The following is a 16,128-nucleotide window of genomic DNA, read 5'->3' as shown; positions in this document are numbered from 1 at the left end:
CAGTCGTCGGCCGTCAGCAGTCGTCGGCCGAGGAATCCGGGGCCTGGTCGCCGGGGCCCTGCGCCTCCGCGCGGATCAGCAGTTCTTCGGCGGTGTGATCGAACGGCGGTGAATAGGACAGGTTCTCGGCGCACCCACCGCCGTCGAGCCCGCCCGTCAACCCGGTGATGGTGGAACCGACCAGCCACGGCGAACCACTGGTGCCGTCCACCAAACCGCCGCACCGCAACAACGGGTAGCCCGCCTTGGTGGTGCTGGTCGGCGCGTGACAGCCGATCGGGCCGCCCCCCACGCCCATCGGATAACCCGTGACCGCGACGTCGGTTCCCGGGTTGGGTGCCGTTCCCAGCCGGAACCCGCCCCCGACGGCGGCCGCCACCGAGCCGCCGCTGCCCCGGCTCACCCGTGCGACGGCGAAATCGGCGCGGGGGTTCTGGTTGGCGCTCCACCGGGGGTCCAGATAGATGGTGTCGAGGTGCCACAGCTGGTCCGGGTCAGCGGCGCCGGCGAACCCGGCCGCGAAGGAGGCGTCCGGTCCCCCGTCCAGGCAGTGCGCCGCCGTCAGGATCAGGTCACCGGCCGGCGAGTCCAGCACCGCCGCGGTGCAGGCATGCAGATCACCACCACCGACGAAGAGGGCGCCGATGCGCCGGTCGGGCACGACGGGAACCGCCACGGGCGTGCTGGCCTGCACGGTGGTGAAGCGACGGGCCTGCGGCGCGGCCGCGCAGCCGGCGACCAGCGCCCCGGCCAGCGCCAGCGCCGTCACCCGCATCGTCATCCGCACGCCATGATCCTGCCCGAGAAACCTGGTGAACGCGCTGGGAGAACATGAGACGAAGCGGCTGAGGCGGGACAGGTGGGGCATAGCCGGGGGCCGCACGCTGTTTCAAGGGCAAAATACGAGACAATCTGGTGACGAGGAGGTGAAGCACATGGCCGATCAATCAGGTCACCCTGAACCGCACTATCAACCCGACCAGACGGGCATGTACGAGCTGGAGTTCCCCGCTCCGCAACTGTCCGCCTCGGACGGGCGCGGTCCGGTACTGATCCATGCGCTGGAGGGGTTCTCGGACGCGGGGCACGCCGTCCGGCTGGCCGCCCAGCACCTGAAGGACACGCTCGACACCGAACTGGTGGCATCGTTCGCGATCGACGAACTGCTCGACTACCGGTCCCGGCGGCCGTTGCTGACCTTCAAAACCGATCACTTCACCGGCTACGAGCAACCCGAACTGAACCTGTATGCGCTGCGGGACAGCGTGGGCACCCCGTTCCTGCTGTTGGCCGGGTTGGAGCCGGACCTGCGTTGGGAGCGGTTCATCACGGCGGTGCGGCTGTTGGCCGAGCGGCTCGGTGTCCGCCAGGTGATCGGGCTGGGCACCATCCCGATGGCGGTGCCGCACACCCGGCCGGTGACGCTGACCGCGCACGCGACCGACAAGGAACTCATCAGCGAGTACACCCCGTGGGTCGGCGAGGTCCAGGTGCCGGCGAGTGTGTCGAACCTGCTGGAGTTCCGGATGGGCCAGCACGGTCACGACGCGCTCGGCTTCACCGTGCATGTGCCGCATTATCTGGCGCAAACTCCCTACCCGCCGGCCGCCGAGACCCTGCTGGCCGAGACCGCCCGGTGCGCGGGACTGCAGATCCCGCTCGCCGCGCTCGGTGAAGCCGCGGCGGACGTGCACACCAAGATCAACGAGCAGGTGGCGGCGAGCGCCGAGGTCGCTCAGGTGGTGACGGCATTGGAGCGCCAGTACGATGCATTCGTCGCCGCTCAGGAAAACCGATCGTTGTTAGCCCGCGATGAGGATCTGCCCAGCGGTGACGAGTTGGGTGCGGAGTTCGAGCGGTTCCTGGCACAACAGGCGAACGACAAGTTCAGAGAAGGCTTCTCCGACGGTTTCCCTGACAGCCAGGACGACACCTAGCCGATACCACTTCGGCATCGAGGTCGGGGAAGGACATGGCGGAGATGACCGAACGGAAAACCAAGCTTCGGCCGGTGCGGGAGACCACGCCCACCCTGCAGTTCCGCACGATCCACGGTTATCGCCGTGCGTTCCGGATCTGCGGGTCGGGACCGGCGATCCTGCTGATCCACGGGATCGGTGACAACTCCACGACGTGGCACACCGTGCAGACCGCGTTGGCGCAGCGGTTCACGGTCATCGCCCCTGACCTGCTCGGTCACGGCCAGTCCGACAAGCCGCGCGCCGATTATTCGGTGGCCGCCTACGCCAACGGCATGCGCGATCTGTTGTCCGTTCTGGACATCGACCATGTGACAGTCGTCGGCCATTCGCTGGGTGGTGGGGTGGCCATGCAGTTCGCCTACCAGTTCCCCCAGCTGGTCGACCGACTGGTGCTGGTCGGTTCCGGCGGAGTCACCAAGGATGTCAACGTCGCCCTGCGGATCGCCTCGCTGCCGATGGGCAGCGAGGCGCTGGCGCTGCTGCGTTTGCCGTTGGTGTTACCTGCCCTGCAGACGGCCGGACGGATCGGCGGCGCGCTGTTCGGTTCGACGGGCGTCGGGCGCGATCTGCCCGACATGCTGCGGGTGCTCAACGACCTGCCCGAGCCGACCGCCTCCTCGGCGTTCGCGCGCACCCTGCGGGCGGTCGTCGACTGGCGCGGCCAGGTGGTCACCATGCTGGACCGATGTTATTTGACGGAATCGGTTCCGGTTCAGCTCGTATGGGGCAAGAAGGACTCGGTCATCCCGGTCAGTCACGCGCACCTTGCACATTCCGCGATGCCCGGATCGCAATTGGAGATCTTCGACAGTTCCGGGCATTTCCCGTTCCACGACGACCCGGATCGCTTCGTCCATATCGTCGAACGTTTCATCGACTCGACCCAGCCGGCTCCCTACGACCAGGAACTGCTGCGGCAGTTGTTGCGTTCGGGCATCAGCGAGAAGGCGATCAGCGGGTCGCTGGACACCCGGGTGGCGGTGCTCGACGCGATCGGCGGGGACGAGCGAAGCGCCACCTGACGCGCGTTCCCGCCTACGATCGGTGGCATGGCGGTCGAAGTGAGCGTGCTGCGTGTATTCACCAATCCCGAAGGCGAGTTCGGCAATCCGCTCGGCGTGGTCGACGCCGCGACCGTCGACCCGGCTGACCGGCAACGGTTGGCCACCGAATTGGGCTACAGCGAAACCATTTTCGTCGACGTACCCGCCCCTGGTGCGACGACGGCGAGCGCGCATATCTTCACCCCCGCCGTCGAGCTTCCGTTCGCCGGCCATCCGACCGTCGGTGCGGCGTGGTGGCTGCGCGCACGCGGCATCCCCGTTCGGACCCTGCAGGTGCCGGCCGGCCTGGTGCAGGTGGAGTACCGCACCGACGATTCCGGTGCCGACCTCACCGTGATCAGCGCGCGGGCCGAGTGGGCGCCGGAGTTCGCGATCTACGACTTGGCGTCGGCCGACGAGGTGCTGACTGCCGACCCGGGCGATTACACCGGCGATGTCGAGCACTACGTCTGGGCGTGGACCGATGCCGCCGCCGGCGAGCTGCGCTCGCGCATGTTCGCCCCGAATCTGGGCATCGTCGAGGATGAGGCGACCGGCGCGGCCGCGGTCCGCATGACCGACTATCTCAGCCGCGATCTGCACATCACCCAAGGCAAGGGGTCCCGGATCGACACCTGGTGGGATCCGCAGGGCTGGGTGAAGGTCGGCGGCCGCGTCGTGCACGACGGGAATACGGTGCTGGACTGACGGCGCCGGGTTGCCGGCAGCACCCGACGGTCAGCCGGGACTGGTCACCTTGCGGTGCGCGCGCAGTTCGGCGATCTCGCGCTCGAAGTCTTCGGCCGAGCTGAACGAGCGGTACACCGAGGCGAACCTCAGGTAGGCGACTTCGTCGAGTTCCCGTAGCGGTCCGAGGATGGCCAGCCCGACCTCGTGACTGGGAATCTCGGGTGAGCCCGCGGCCCGGACGGCGTCCTCGACCTGTTGGGCCAACAGATTCAGGGCATCATCGTCGACCTGCCGGCCCTGGCAGGCGCGGCGCACGCCCTTGATGACCTTCTCACGGCTGAACGGTTCGGTGACTCCGCTGCGCTTCACCACGGCGAGCACGGCGGTTTCCACGGTGGTGAACCGGCGGCCGCATTCCGGGCAGGAGCGCCGGCGGCGGATGGCCTGGCCCTCGTCGGTCTCACGGGAGTCGACGACGCGGGAATCCGGGTGGCGGCAGAACGGACAGTGCATCACCGCTCCTTCGCCGTGCCGCATGTCGACCAGATCGAACGTCTCCGAGCCTACCTGCACCACGCTCGGGCGGCTCAGCCGATCGGCGCGATGAGGGTCTGGCCGGCCAGCACCGCGCTCGAGTCCAGTTTGTTGAGCTCCTTGATGCGGTCCACCACCGAACTCACCGGTGCGTCGGGCGCGACCCGCTGCGCCACGTGCTGCAGCGTCTCCCCCGCCTCGACCTGGACGACCGAGAGTCGGGTGGGCACCTGCACCGCGGTGTCGCCGACGCCGCCGCCCACCTGGGCCACCAGACCCAGCCAGACCGTGATCGCCGCGGCGATCAACGCCAGCACGACGGTGGTGACCGGGGTGATCGGACGCCGGCGGCGCGATGCCCGCGACATCAGCACACCGGTGCCCCGGTAACCGAACGCAGCCCCGGCCGGCCGGCGCACCTGCGGACGGCGACGGCGCACGACGACATCGCGCGGCAAAGGCCACACCTCGGCAGCAGCGGGCCGACGGAGCGCCACCCGGGCCCGCCCGAAGTCGCGGTCCTCGAATGGCGCCTCGAACTGAGCCTCGAAGCGCGAATCGCAGCGGGGATCGCAGCGGGGATCGAACGCATCATCGAATTCGGTGCCGAATCGGGTGTCCATGACGGTCATCGTGTCGCCTTTCCTGGGATTTCCTGCCGGTTGTTCGCTCTTGTGTTCGAAGATAGTCGATCACGTGTTCGATGGGTAGAACATGTGATCGAACTGTTGCAAACGATAAAGGCACCCACCGACAAGTCCCTCAGAACACATAGGCCACAGCAGCCTCATAGGTCCCACAGGCCCCAGGCCTGCCCTAGAGGCGACACGCCTCGAACACATGTTTGATTAATGCCGGTGGTGCGACTAGATTCGGCGCCATGAGCGAGCACACCGACACCCCTGAACCGCGGTCGGGACTCACCGAGCGGCAGCGCACGATCCTCGAGGTCATCCGCGCGTCGGTCACCAGTCGCGGGTATCCGCCCAGCATCCGCGAGATCGGGGACGCGGTCGGTCTGACCTCCACGTCATCGGTGGCCCACCAGCTGCGCACCCTGGAGCGCAAGGGCTATCTGCGCCGCGACCCCAACCGTCCGCGTGCGGTGGATGTCCGCGGCGCAGACGACGCGGTGACGCCGATCGTGGCCACCGATGTCGCCGGATCGGATGCGCTACCCGAGCCCACTTTCGTGCCGGTGCTGGGCCGGATCGCCGCGGGCGGGCCGATCCTGGCCGAGGAGGCCGTCGAGGATGTCTTCCCGCTACCGCGCGAACTGGTCGGCGAAGGCTCGCTGTTCTTGCTCAAGGTGGTCGGCGAGTCGATGGTCGACGCTGCCATCTGCGACGGGGACTGGGTCGTGGTGCGCCAGCAGAACGTCGCGGACAACGGCGATATCGTCGCCGCCATGATCGACGGTGAGGCCACCGTCAAGACCTTCAAACGGACCAGCGGTCAGGTCTGGCTGATGCCGCACAACCCGGCGTTCGACCCCATCCCCGGCAACGACGCGGTGGTGCTCGGCAAGGTCGTGACCGTCATCCGCAAGATCTGACGCGCGGTCACTCCGCGCGGACGAATCCGTTCGTCACCGCGAATTCCTCGCTGGCGAACCAGATCTCGGCCGGCGTCTGGTCGTACCCGGGCGTTCCCGGAGTCCAGTACAGGCCGGTGCCGGTATCGGCCTTGACCAGGTAGCCGTCGGGCGCGCGGAAGGGATCACTACCGGCCGGCCGCACCGCGGTGCGCGCCGGATCCGGTTCTTCGATCTCGATGGCCGCATGCCGCCCGCTCGGGAAGTCGGGTTCGTAGGTGGAGCGCGGAACGGGAGGCAGGCCGCCCGCCAGGCTCACCCCCGTCGTCGGCGGTTCGGTGTCGGCCTCGATCGACGGTTCTGCGGTGGGTTCGGCAGCGGGTACCGCGGTGGGTTCCTCTGCGGGGGCGTCTGCGGGTACGTCGTCCGGGGCATCGGACTCGATGCGCGTCGGCGCCGTGTCGACGAAGTCGGCGTCATCGACATCCTCGGGGTCGGCCGCCTCGGTCGCATCGTCGGCCGTGGGCGTCGACAACGCCCACGGGCTGTGCGGCGCGTACCCACCGGGTTCCTGACCGAAGCCGGCCGGGCCGCTCTCGTAGTCGTCGGGCTCGTGCGAGTCGTAGCCGTCATCGTCACGTCCGGCCTCGCCGCGCTCCCTGTCGAAACCGGTCTGGCCGTATCCGGCGCTGTCATAACCGGCGTGCTCGTAACCCTCGGGCTGGTACCCCTCGTGGTAGCCGGACTCGTACTCGTCGTAATGGTCGCCGGCGAAGTGCTCGTCGCGGGAACGCCGATTGCGCAGCACCGCCACCGCGATCAGGCCGATCAACGCCAGCAGCGGAATCAGGCCCAGCAGCCACCACCAGCTCCAGGCGTACCACTTCTTGCCGTCGCCACCGGTGGGCTCAGCGGCCGGCGCCTTCGGCGCATCCGCGCCCGGTACCTCGAGTCCGGCCAGTCGCGACTGCAGGCTCGCAGGTTCGGTGCTGAAATCGTGCGTCGTCCGATTCCAGGAGATACTGCCGCCGCTGAACTGTTGACTGACGACGTCACCATTCTCGGTTTGGTCGCCCTTGGGGGCGCCCAACTCACCGGTCGCCCCGCCGAGCTTCTGCCAGGCGGCATTCATCGCCCCGCGCACGATCACCGCGCCGAAGTCGGGCGTCCAGAAGATGACGGGCTGGTCGGCGGCGGCGAACGGCACGAACCGGCTGGCCGGCGCCAGTCCCCCGTCGGCCTCGCTGGCCGTCGGGAATCCCAGATCGCCGGTCGGGCCCCCGACACTCTCGTACTTGGCCAGTACCTGCCCGGTCACCACGTTGGCGCCGGTGGCCGGGCTGTAGAAGATCTTGCCGCCGGCGAAGTTCTGTCCCACACCGTCGGAGCCGATGGGGTACTGCCCGCCGTCCGGCGCGCCCAGCGGGCCGAGCGCACCCCCGGCCGCGCGGCGCGCGGCGGCGATCTCCGACGTGGCGTCCGAGGGCACCTCCAGCCCGGCAAGCTGGTCGGCCAGCTCGGGCGGGTTCGTGGTGAACTGCTTGGTCTTGCGGTTCCACGACACCTCACCACCGGTGAACTGCTGCGAGATCACGTCCCCGCGCGACGTCTCGTCCCCGGACGGCACCCCGAGCACCGCGGCCGAACCGCCGAGCTTGTCCCAGGCGGCGTTGATCGGACCGCGCACCACCCGCGCCCCGTTGTCCGGTGTCCAGAAGATGACGGGCTTGTCCGCCGCGCTGAAGGTGGTGTTGCGGCTGTCGGGTGCGCGACCCGGCCCCTCGTCGATGGTCGGGAAGCCCAGATCGCTGTCCGCCGGCCCACCCAGGGCCTGGTACTTGTCGAGGATCGCGCCCGTCATGATGTGGGCGCCGGTCTCCGGGGTGAAGAAGATCTTGCCGCCCGCGAAGTTCTGACCGAAGCCCGCGCCGACCGCGTAGACATCGCCGTCCTTGGCGCCGAGCGGACCGGTGTCACCACCGGACCCGTCCCACGCCGCGCTGATCGCCGCATCCGCGTCGCTCTCGGGTGTGGCAAAGGCCGGTGCCGCGTACAGCACCATGGCTGCCACCATCACCGGCCCCGCCAACCCCAGCAACGCCCGCCCGGCGGCGGTGCGCAGCCGGGTTCGCTGCCTGGTCATCGGTCCTCCCGAACTCGTGCAAACCCCACGAAAGTATCGCTTTCGTCAACTCTGCGACAGCGAGACGTCATCTCGTGGGATATCGAGACCTGTACCGGAAGCGTGTCGGGCGGCCGCGTTCCGCCGCGGGGGCGTCAGACGCCCAAGCCGCGGCCGATGATCTCTTTCATGATTTCGGTCGTTCCGCCGTAGATGGTCTGGATGCGGGAGTCCAGGAAGGCCCTGGCGATGGGGTATTCACGCATGTAGCCGTAACCGCCGTGCAACTGCAGGCACCGGTCGACCAGGCGCACCTGGGCCTCGGTGGAGTACCACTTGGCCATCGCGGCCTGGTCCACGGTCAGTTTGCGGTCCAGGTGCAACCGGATGAACTCGTCGACCATGATCCGCACGGCGGTGGCTTCGGTGGCCAGCTCGGCCAGCAGGAAGCGGCTGTTCTGGAAACTGCCGATCGGCTTGCCGAACGCCTTGCGCTCCTTGGTGTATTGCAGCGTGGCCTCCAGCGTCGCCTCCATCGCGGCGGCGGCCATCACGGCGATGCTGATCCGCTCCTGGGGCAGGTTCTGCATCAGGTACAGGAACCCCATCCCCTCCTCGCCGAGCAGATTCTCGGCAGGCACCGCCACGTCGGTGAACGACAGCTCGGCGGTGTCCTGCGCTTCCAGCCCGATCTTGTCCAGATGACGGCCCCGCTCGAAGCCGGCCATGCCACGTTCGACCACCAAGAGGCTGAAGCCCTGCGCCCCCTTGTCCGGGTCGGTGCAGGCGACCACGATCACCAGATCGGCGTGGATCCCGTTGGTGATGAAGGTCTTCGATCCGTTGAGGATGTAGTGGTCGCCCTGCTTGACCGCGCGGGTCTTGATGCCCTGGAGGTCGCTGCCGGTGCCGGGTTCGGTCATTGCGATCGCCGCGATCAATTCCCCGCTGCAGAAGCCGGGCAGCCAGCGCTTCTTCTGCTCGTCGTCGGCCAGCTCCAGCAGATACGGCGCGATGACGTCGTTCTGCAGCGTGAAACCGAGTCCGCTGTGCCGACCCGCGCTGGTCTCCTCGGTGACCACGACGTTGTAGCGGAAGTCCGGATTGCCGCCGCCGCCGTACTCCTCGGGCACTGCCATCCCGAGAAAGCCCTGCTTACCGGCCTCGCGCCAGACCTCCCGATCGACGATCTTGGCCTTCTCCCATTCCTCTTGGAACGGCGTGGCATGCCGCTCGAGGAACGCGCGGTAGGACTCGCGGAACAGGTCGTGCTCCGGTTCGAACAGCGTGCGCTCGAACTTGATGACACCCATGGTGGGACCTCCGGTACGGGGATGTGCGGTGTGGCGCCCAACATATACCAACCAGATGGTTGGTAGGGAGCTCGGGGCATCCCCCTAGGATTGGTGCGTGTCCCGCGCCAGCCTCGCCCACTGGGGTGCCTTCACCGCCGAGGTGAGCGACGGTGATATCACCGCCGTGACACCGCTGGCCGGTGACACCGACCCGTCACCCCTGCTCGCCAACCTGCCGGGCTCACTGCGGCATCGGGCCCGCATCACCGGGCCGGCGGTGCGGCGCGGATGGCTGCGCGACGGGCCCGGTCCCAGCACCGCCCGCGGCGCCGACGAGTTCGTCGCGGTCTCCTGGGCGGAGCTCACCGAGCTGCTGGCCGCTGAACTGCGCAGGGTGATCGACCGCCACGGGAACGAGGCGATCTACGGCGGGTCCTACGGGTGGGCCAGCGCCGGTCGGTTCCACCACGCCCAGAGCCAAGTGCATCGCTTCCTCAAACTGCTCGGTGGCTACACCTCGTCGCGGCACTCCTACAGCCTGGGCGCCACCGGCGCCATCATGCCCCGCGTGGTCGGCACCCATGACGACCTGTTCAAGCGCTCCACCCAGTGGGACGTCATCGTCGAACACACCGACCTGCTGGTGTGCTTCGGCGGGATCGCGCTGAAGAACACCGGCATCAACCACGGCGGCACCACGGCACACCCCGCGCGCGACGCCCTGCGCCGGTTCCGGGCCCGCGGCGGGCAGATCGTGTCCTTCTCGCCCCTGCGCGACGATATCGACGGCGAATGTGAGTGGCACGCGCCCGTGCCGGGCACCGACGTTGCCGTCATGCTGGCGCTGGCCCACGTGCTGGCCACCGAGGGGCTGGCCGACCGCGAGTTCCTCGACGAGTACTGCACCGGCTACGACCGGTTCGAGCGCTACCTGCTCGGCGCCGACGACGGGGTGCCGAAGTCAGCGGAGTGGGCGTCACGGCTCAGCGGTATCGCCGCGCCCGACATCATTGCGCTGGCCCGGCGGATGGCCGCCAGTCGCACCCTGGTCACCGTCAGCTGGTCGCTGCAACGCATCCGGCACGGCGAGCAGGCGCCCTGGATGGGGCTGACCCTGGCCGCGATGCTGGGCCAAATCGGGCTGCCCGGAGGCGGATTCGGGCACGGATACGGGTCGATGAACGAACCCGGCCTGGCCCCGCTGCGGCTGCGGCTGCCCGCACTGCCCCAGGGCCACAACCCGGTGTCGACGTTCATCCCGGTCGCCGCGATCAGCGATATGCTGCTGCATCCCGGCGACGAATACGACTACAACGGGCTGCGACTGACCTACCCCGATATCCGGCTGGTGTACTGGGCCGGCGGTAATCCCTTCCACCACCACCAGAACATCCCGCGGTTGCGCCGCGCCCTGGCCCGACCGGACACCACCGTCGTGCACGACCCGTACTGGACCGCGATGGCCAAACACGCCGATATCGTGGTGCCCTCGACCACCGCCTACGAACGGGACGACTTCTCGGGCTCGCGTAACGATCCGCTGCTGGTGGCGATGCCTGCCCTGGCTCGTCCGCACGCGCAGTCGCGCGACGACTACGACACCTTCGCCGCGCTGGCCGGCCGGCTCGGTATCGGGGACGCCTTCACCGAGGGCCGCACGGCCCGCCAATGGTTGGTTCACCTGTACGAAAAATGGTCGGCCGGGCTGGATTTCGCGGTTCCGTCGTTCGACCAGTTCTGGGCCGACGGCGCACTGCGGTTGCCCACCGAACCGGGCCTGACCCTGCTCTCGGATTTCCGCGCCGACCCGCACACGCACCGCCTCAACACCCCGAGCGGACGCATCGAGATCTTCTCCGCCGATATCGACGGTTTCGGCTACGCCGACTGCATCGGCCACCCGGCCTGGTTCGAGCCGACGGAATGGCTCGGCGGTGCACGGGCCGCCACCTATCCGCTGCATCTGCTGGCCAACCAGCCGGCGTCACGGCTGCACAGCCAGCTCGACACCGGTGCGCTCAGCCAGCAGTCCAAAGTGGCCGGGCGCGAACCGATCCGGATGCACCCCGAGGACGCCGCCGAACGCGGGCTCGCCGACGGGGATGTGGTCCGGGTGTTCAACGACCGCGGCGCCTGCCTGGCTGGGCTGGTGACCGACGCCGGCCTGCGCGCCAAGGTGGTGCAGCTGTCGACGGGTGCCTGGTTCGATCCGCTGGACCCGGCCGATCCGGATTCGATGTGCGTGCACGGCAATCCGAACGTGCTGACCGACGATGTCGGCACCTCGGCGCTGGCGCGGGGCTGCACCGGGGCGCATGTGCTGGTGCAGGTGGAAAAGTTCACCGGGCCGCTGCCCCCGGTGCGGGCCCATCAGCCGCCGGTGATCACCGAGCGCTGATCCGCGGGTAGGCGCGCAGCCACCAGATCGATGAACCCGTCGGCGACCCGGTACGCATCCCCGATCGGATAACCGTTGTGAATCGCGCCGGTCAGCATCGTGTTGATGATGCCCCACAACATGATCGCGGTGTCGAAGGACTCCTGGTGCCCCAGGGCGGCGAAGTCGGCGGCCAGGGTGCGCTGCGCGGTCTCGGCGAACTGCCGCATCAGGGGCAAGGCGTTGGCATCGGTGGTGTGCTGCAACAGCATGCACACCTTGAAGAAGGACGGCCAGCGTTCGAAGCTGGTGATGATGCCACGCACCTTCTCGCGCACCCGGCGTTCGGCCGGGCGGGTGTCCTCGGTCGCGGCGACGAACACCGGCTGCGCCCATTCCATCAGCACCGCGGCGTAGACGTGCTCCTTGGAACTGAAGTAGCGGTACAGCGTGCCCAGCGCCACATCGGCCCGCTCGGCGACATCGCGCATCTGGATCTGCTCGTAGTCGCGTTCCTTGAGCGCCACCGTCGCCGCCGCCACGATCTGCGACCGGCGCGCCTGTTTGTAACCCGGCAGGTCCGTGCTCACGGTCATCCGCAGGCTCAACTCCTCGGTAGTCCCAGGATCATCGTCGCGATGATATTGAGCTGAATCTCGACGGTGCCACCCCCGATCACCTCGGCGGGCATCATCAGGGTATGCGCAACGGCCGACTGTTCGGCGCCACCCACCAGCGCCGCGCGTCCGCTGAAAGCCAGCGCGTGGGCGGTGACGCGGCGCACGATCTGCGCGGTCGCCACCTTGCCGATACTGGAGGCCGGCCCCGGCCCGTGGCCGGCCAGGCGATTGAGCGTGTCCCGTACCCCAAGAGCGGCAATCGCATTCGATGCGGCTCTGACCTCTCCGAGCGCCTGGCGGACCATGGTCACCTCGGCCGCCTCGCCGGCCCGGCTCGCGAGCGTTCGCAGCTCGCGCTCCTTGTCCAGTTTGACGTAGGCGCCGATGGCCACCCGCTCGTTGGCCATGGTGGCCAGCGCGTGCGACCAGCCGTCGGTCGGCTCGCCCACCAGCATGGCGTCCGGGACGAACACGGCGTCGAAGAACACCTCGTTGAAATGCGCCTCCCCGCTCGCGGTGCGCAACGGCCGCACTCGGATGCCGGGGGTAGCCATGTCGATCAGAAAGTACCCGATACCCTTGTGCTTCTTGGCATCCGGATCGGTGCGGGCCAACAGGGCACCCCAGTCGGCGCGCTGCGCCGACGAGGTCCACACCTTCTGGCCGTTCACCAGCCAGCCACCGTCGACCTTGGTGGCCCTGGTGGTCAGTGCCGCGAGATCCGAACCGGCACCCGGCTCGGAGAACAACTGGCACCACCCGAGCTCGCCACGCAACGTCGGTACGGCGAATTGCGCCCGCTGCGCGTCGGATCCGGCGGCCAACACGGTGGGCAGGATCCATTCCGCGATGCCCAGTGACGGCCGCACCAGGTGCGGGCGCTTCTCGAATTCCTCGTCGATGATCAGCTGCCCAGCCGGGGTGGCATCCAATCCCCACGGAGCGGGCAGGTGCGGTGCGATCAGCCCGGCGTCGGCCAACGCGGTGCGCTGGGGGCCCGTCCAGAACTCCGCATACTCCGGGTTCTGCCGGCCGGGGGTGTCGTTGCGCAGCAGCGCGGCCCGGTCCAGCGCCGCGGCCACGACCTCTCGGAAATCTGGCTCGACATCGGCGATTTCGATGGTGAAGTCGCGGCCGGGCGCCGCCGGATCGCCGAGGGTCTGCGCCCACTCGGCACTGGATCCGACTGCCGCGGCCAGGCTGATCGCGCGTTTCCAGTACAGATGCAGGTCGTGTTCCCAGGTATAGCCGATGGCGCCGAACATGGTCAGTGCGTCCACGACGAGTTCGGGCAGCCGGCCCACCGCCACGATGGCCGCACCGGCAGCCGCGATGTGGTGCTGTGGGATGGACTGGTCGGCGGCGCGAACCGCATCCCATGCCGCGGCCGCGGCCAGCTCACTGTTGATGAACAGCATGGCGGCCTTGTGCTGCAACGCCTGAAAGGATCCGATCGGCCTGCCGAACTGTTCGCGCACCTTCAGGTGAGCCACCACGTTGTCCACACACCAGCGCGCGATACCGGCTGCCTCGGCCGCCAGCATGCTCACCGCCAGGCATTGCGCCCGCACCGCGTCGACATCGCGTAGCACGTCACCATCGGACACCGGCACATCGGCGACGTGCAGCTCCCCCACATCGCGGGTCAGGTCGGTGGGTGTCTGTGCCAGCACCCGCACCCCGGAGGCGCTGGCGTCCAACGAGATCCAGAGCACCTCACCGGCCTCGGTGGCGGCACTGACCAGGAGGCGCTCGGCCCCGCACACCCCGATATCCGGACCGGTGGCGCCGGATATCCGCCAGCCGTCGCGGGTCGCGACGGCACGCAGTTGACCGGCTTGCGGCAGGATCACCGTCGCGGTGCGCCCGGCCACGATGTCCTCGACCACGGCGCGCGCGACCGGCCCCGCATCGGTGGCGGCGACGGCACCGGCGATGACGGTGGGCAGCAGCGGCCCCGGCAACAATGCGTACCCGGCAGCCTCGACGACACAGGCAGCCTCGGCCAGCCCGCCGCCCTGTCCCCCGAACCGCTCGGGCAGGTGCACCGCGTGCAGGCCCTGATCGACCAGCGCGTCCCAGAACCGCGGCCGGCGGCCGGCCGCCAGATCGTCGAACTGGGCCCGGGTGAGCTCCAGGCCACCGTGTCGCGCGGCGAAACCCGCCATCGCAGCGGCGATCTGGGCCTGTTCGTCGGTCAGTGCCAAGGCCACGGATAGTCCTTCCTAGCGCGCCGCGGTGTAGTGCAACAACGTGATGTCGGGCAGGTCGGTGAACACCGGGGCCACCGGCATGCCCACCCGCAACTGGTCGGCATCGACGCCGACCAGTTCGGTGGCCAGCCGCGGCCCTTCCCGCCACTGCACGACGGCGAGCAGGTGCGGCACCGCGTCGGCGAACTGCGGTGCCACCGGTCGCTGGGCGACGGCGAAGCTGACCAACGTTGCGGCACCGGAGATCCGGCGCCATTCCAGATCGTCGGCCAGCGTGCCCGGCGCCAGCACCCGCGGGTAGAAGACGTACGTCCCGGCCGAGGGCGAGAACTGGATCCAGATCTCGTGGCGGCGCAGCCCGTCCCAGAACGGCGCCGAGGTCGGGGTGGGCAGGGGTAACGGTCTGCTCATCGCGGTGGTCATCTAGTCGCCCTCCAGCACGAGTGCTTCCTGTTCGCTGAGCACACCGCCGTTGCCGGAGACGAACGCGCAGTGGCAGTCGGGCACCTGCGTCTGTCCCGCCCGGCCCATGAGCTGGCGGGCGGCGTCGCAGACATGGTGCATGCCGCCGGCATTGCCGGGCTGGCCGTAACCGAGTTGCCCGCCGGCGGTGTTCATCGGGAAGTCGCCGCGGAAGGTCAGGTCGTGGTCGGTGACGAACTGCATGCCCTTGCCCTTTTCGCAGAAGCCGGCGTCTTCCAGCGTCAGCAGCGCGGTGATGGTGTAGCAGTCGTAGATCGACACCATGTCCATGTCGGCGGGCGTCAGGCCGGCCATCCCGAACGCCGAACCCGCGACCGTGATCATCGGCGTCTGCAGCGGATCGGCGGCGTACACCGGCGACTTGTACGGCACCCGTTCACCGAAACCCTTGATCCACACCGGCCGGTTGCGGCTCGCGCGGGCCAACTCGGCGTTCGTGATCAGCACCGCCGACCCGCCCATGCAGGGCATGACGATCTCCAGCATGTGCAGCGGTGAGGCAATGACGGGGCTGTCCAGCACATCGGCGATGGTCAGCGGTTTGTCCTTGAACACCGCGCCGGGAGTGTGATTGGCGTTGACCCGCTGGTCGACGACGATCTTGGCCATCGCCGCTTCGTCGTAACCGTATGCGGCGGCGTACATCTGGGCGACCTGGGCGTACGGCCCGTTCTGCCCCAAGTAGCCGTAGGGGATCTCGAACTCGGCTTGCGGCGAGCCGTACCGGAAGCTGGACGCACCGAAATACAGGGCGTCCCCCGGGTCGTAGGGCCGCTGCTGGGACATCGGGGTCAGGTAGTTGGCCTGAATGGCGCACAGCACCGCCCGACAGATGCCCAGTTCGATCGCCGCCGCCGCGCGCCACACCATGGCCGCGCCGGACGCCCCGCCGAGGTCGACGATCTCGGCGAAGTTGACCGCCAGGCCCAGGTATTCGGCGACGGTGGACGGGACGAACAGCTGAGATTCCATCACCCCACAGGTGACCAGCCCGTCGACCTGATCGGCGGACAGGCCGGCATCGGCGATCGCCGCGGCGGCCAGCCGGGCCCACTGTTCGATGATGAATTCCGGTTTGCCGGTCGGTTTTCGGGTGGCCGGTAGTTCGTGGAAGCCGACGATCGCGGCCTCGCCCCGCAGTCCCATCCGGCACTCCCTCCCTCAGCGTCACCGCGAATATTAGAATCAGATTCTACTTTCAATTCCGACACGATACGCAAATTCGCTGTTTACGT

The 16,128-nt window shown here is 68.6% G+C and carries 14 protein-coding genes; 5 read left to right on the top strand and 9 right to left on the bottom strand.

The genetic code is table 11. From position 1 onward, the window contains the following. Positions 1-13: 13 nt before the first annotated feature. Positions 14-781 carry a trypsin-like serine peptidase gene (locus tag SBI67_RS22965; protein WP_318983031.1) on the bottom strand — a complete coding sequence of 256 codons (768 nt, stop codon included), beginning with the start codon at positions 779-781 and terminating at the stop codon, positions 14-16. 154 nt (positions 782-935) lie between these two features. On the opposite strand from SBI67_RS22965, the gene SBI67_RS22960 reads away from it, so the two are divergent. The 3 genes from SBI67_RS22960 to SBI67_RS22950 are packed head-to-tail and all read left to right on the top strand — an operon-like array spanning position 936 to position 3,733. Further along, a complete protein-coding gene (locus tag SBI67_RS22960) occupies positions 936-1,937 on the top strand; it encodes a proteasome assembly chaperone family protein (RefSeq protein WP_318982774.1) in 1,002 nt (333 codons plus the stop codon). Between the two features lie 44 nt (positions 1,938-1,981). Next, positions 1,982-3,004 carry an alpha/beta fold hydrolase gene (locus tag SBI67_RS22955; protein WP_318982773.1) on the top strand — a complete coding sequence of 341 codons (1,023 nt, stop codon included), beginning with the start codon at positions 1,982-1,984 and terminating at the stop codon, positions 3,002-3,004. A 27-nt stretch (positions 3,005-3,031) separates the two neighbouring features. Further along, positions 3,032-3,733, top strand: a complete 702-nt coding sequence (locus SBI67_RS22950) for a PhzF family protein (RefSeq protein WP_318982772.1) — start codon at positions 3,032-3,034, stop codon at positions 3,731-3,733. 30 nt (positions 3,734-3,763) lie between these two features. Here the strand turns inward: SBI67_RS22950 and nrdR are convergent, their stop codons facing one another. Both nrdR and SBI67_RS22940 read right to left on the bottom strand, forming a co-directional pair. Further along, positions 3,764-4,228, bottom strand: a complete 465-nt coding sequence (gene nrdR / locus SBI67_RS22945) for a transcriptional regulator NrdR (protein ID WP_318983030.1) — start codon at positions 4,226-4,228, stop codon at positions 3,764-3,766. Positions 4,229-4,302: 74 nt separating this feature from the next. Then, entirely contained in the window at positions 4,303-4,881 is a 579-nt protein-coding gene (locus SBI67_RS22940) for a LysM peptidoglycan-binding domain-containing protein (RefSeq protein WP_318982771.1), read from the bottom strand. Positions 4,882-5,129: 248 nt separating this feature from the next. Here SBI67_RS22940 and lexA point away from each other — a divergent pair, with 248 nt between their 5' ends. Next, a complete protein-coding gene (lexA, locus tag SBI67_RS22935; protein ID WP_266045892.1) occupies positions 5,130-5,804 on the top strand; it encodes a transcriptional repressor LexA in 675 nt (224 codons plus the stop codon). A 7-nt stretch (positions 5,805-5,811) separates the two neighbouring features. On the opposite strand, the gene SBI67_RS22930 is transcribed toward lexA, so the two are convergent. After that, positions 5,812-7,926: a sunset domain-containing protein gene (locus SBI67_RS22930; protein WP_318982770.1), complete on the bottom strand. Its 2,115-nt coding sequence runs from the start codon at positions 7,924-7,926 to the stop codon at positions 5,812-5,814. A gap of 134 nt (positions 7,927-8,060) precedes the next feature. Further along, a complete protein-coding gene (locus SBI67_RS22925; RefSeq protein ID WP_318982769.1) occupies positions 8,061-9,218 on the bottom strand; it encodes an acyl-CoA dehydrogenase family protein in 1,158 nt (385 codons plus the stop codon). 97 nt (positions 9,219-9,315) lie between these two features. Here SBI67_RS22925 and SBI67_RS22920 point away from each other — a divergent pair, with 97 nt between their 5' ends. Further along, the gene (locus tag SBI67_RS22920) at positions 9,316-11,598 is read left to right on the top strand and encodes a molybdopterin guanine dinucleotide-containing S/N-oxide reductase (protein WP_318982768.1); all 2,283 of its coding nucleotides are present in this window, start codon (positions 9,316-9,318) and stop codon (positions 11,596-11,598) included. On the opposite strand, the gene SBI67_RS22915 is transcribed toward SBI67_RS22920, so the two are convergent. From SBI67_RS22915 to SBI67_RS22900, 4 genes are read right to left on the bottom strand one after another with little or no spacing between them, the layout of a single operon-like run. After that, complete coding sequence (locus SBI67_RS22915; protein WP_318982767.1) at positions 11,571-12,173, bottom strand: TetR/AcrR family transcriptional regulator; 603 nt, start codon at positions 12,171-12,173, stop codon at positions 11,571-11,573. The two genes, SBI67_RS22920 and SBI67_RS22915, sit on opposite strands and share 28 nt — an antisense overlap. Positions 12,174-12,181: 8 nt before the next feature. Then, complete coding sequence (locus SBI67_RS22910) at positions 12,182-14,410, bottom strand: acyl-CoA dehydrogenase family protein (RefSeq protein ID WP_318982766.1); 2,229 nt, start codon at positions 14,408-14,410, stop codon at positions 12,182-12,184. 12 nt (positions 14,411-14,422) lie between these two features. Continuing rightward, on the bottom strand, positions 14,423-14,833 hold the full coding sequence (locus SBI67_RS22905; protein ID WP_318982765.1) for a Zn-ribbon domain-containing OB-fold protein: 411 nt from the start codon (positions 14,831-14,833) through the stop codon (positions 14,423-14,425). Next, the gene (locus SBI67_RS22900; RefSeq protein ID WP_318982764.1) at positions 14,834-16,039 is read right to left on the bottom strand and encodes a thiolase family protein; all 1,206 of its coding nucleotides are present in this window, start codon (positions 16,037-16,039) and stop codon (positions 14,834-14,836) included. Between the last annotated feature and the right edge of the window lie 89 nt (positions 16,040-16,128).

The organism is Mycolicibacterium chengduense (assembly GCF_033741155.1).
Lineage (GTDB): Bacteria > Actinomycetota > Actinomycetes > Mycobacteriales > Mycobacteriaceae > Mycobacterium.
Note: the sequence above shows the minus strand (reverse complement) of the source record. Positions and strands in the feature narration are given on the sequence as shown.

Coding starts and splice junctions, on each gene's coding strand:
- SBI67_RS22965 (WP_318983031.1), bottom strand. CDS start 781: ATGACGATGCGGGTGACGGCGCTGGCGCTGGCCGGGGCGCTGGTCGCC.
- SBI67_RS22960 (WP_318982774.1), top strand. CDS start 936: ATGGCCGATCAATCAGGTCACCCTGAACCGCACTATCAACCCGACCAG.
- SBI67_RS22955 (WP_318982773.1), top strand. CDS start 1,982: ATGACCGAACGGAAAACCAAGCTTCGGCCGGTGCGGGAGACCACGCCC.
- SBI67_RS22950 (WP_318982772.1), top strand. CDS start 3,032: ATGGCGGTCGAAGTGAGCGTGCTGCGTGTATTCACCAATCCCGAAGGC.
- nrdR (WP_318983030.1), bottom strand. CDS start 4,228: ATGCACTGTCCGTTCTGCCGCCACCCGGATTCCCGCGTCGTCGACTCC.
- SBI67_RS22940 (WP_318982771.1), bottom strand. CDS start 4,881: ATGACCGTCATGGACACCCGATTCGGCACCGAATTCGATGATGCGTTC.
- lexA (WP_266045892.1), top strand. CDS start 5,130: ATGAGCGAGCACACCGACACCCCTGAACCGCGGTCGGGACTCACCGAG.
- SBI67_RS22930 (WP_318982770.1), bottom strand. CDS start 7,926: ATGACCAGGCAGCGAACCCGGCTGCGCACCGCCGCCGGGCGGGCGTTG.
- SBI67_RS22925 (WP_318982769.1), bottom strand. CDS start 9,218: ATGGGTGTCATCAAGTTCGAGCGCACGCTGTTCGAACCGGAGCACGAC.
- SBI67_RS22915 (WP_318982767.1), bottom strand. CDS start 12,173: ATGACCGTGAGCACGGACCTGCCGGGTTACAAACAGGCGCGCCGGTCG.
- SBI67_RS22905 (WP_318982765.1), bottom strand. CDS start 14,833: ATGACCACCGCGATGAGCAGACCGTTACCCCTGCCCACCCCGACCTCG.
- SBI67_RS22900 (WP_318982764.1), bottom strand. CDS start 16,039: ATGGGACTGCGGGGCGAGGCCGCGATCGTCGGCTTCCACGAACTACCG.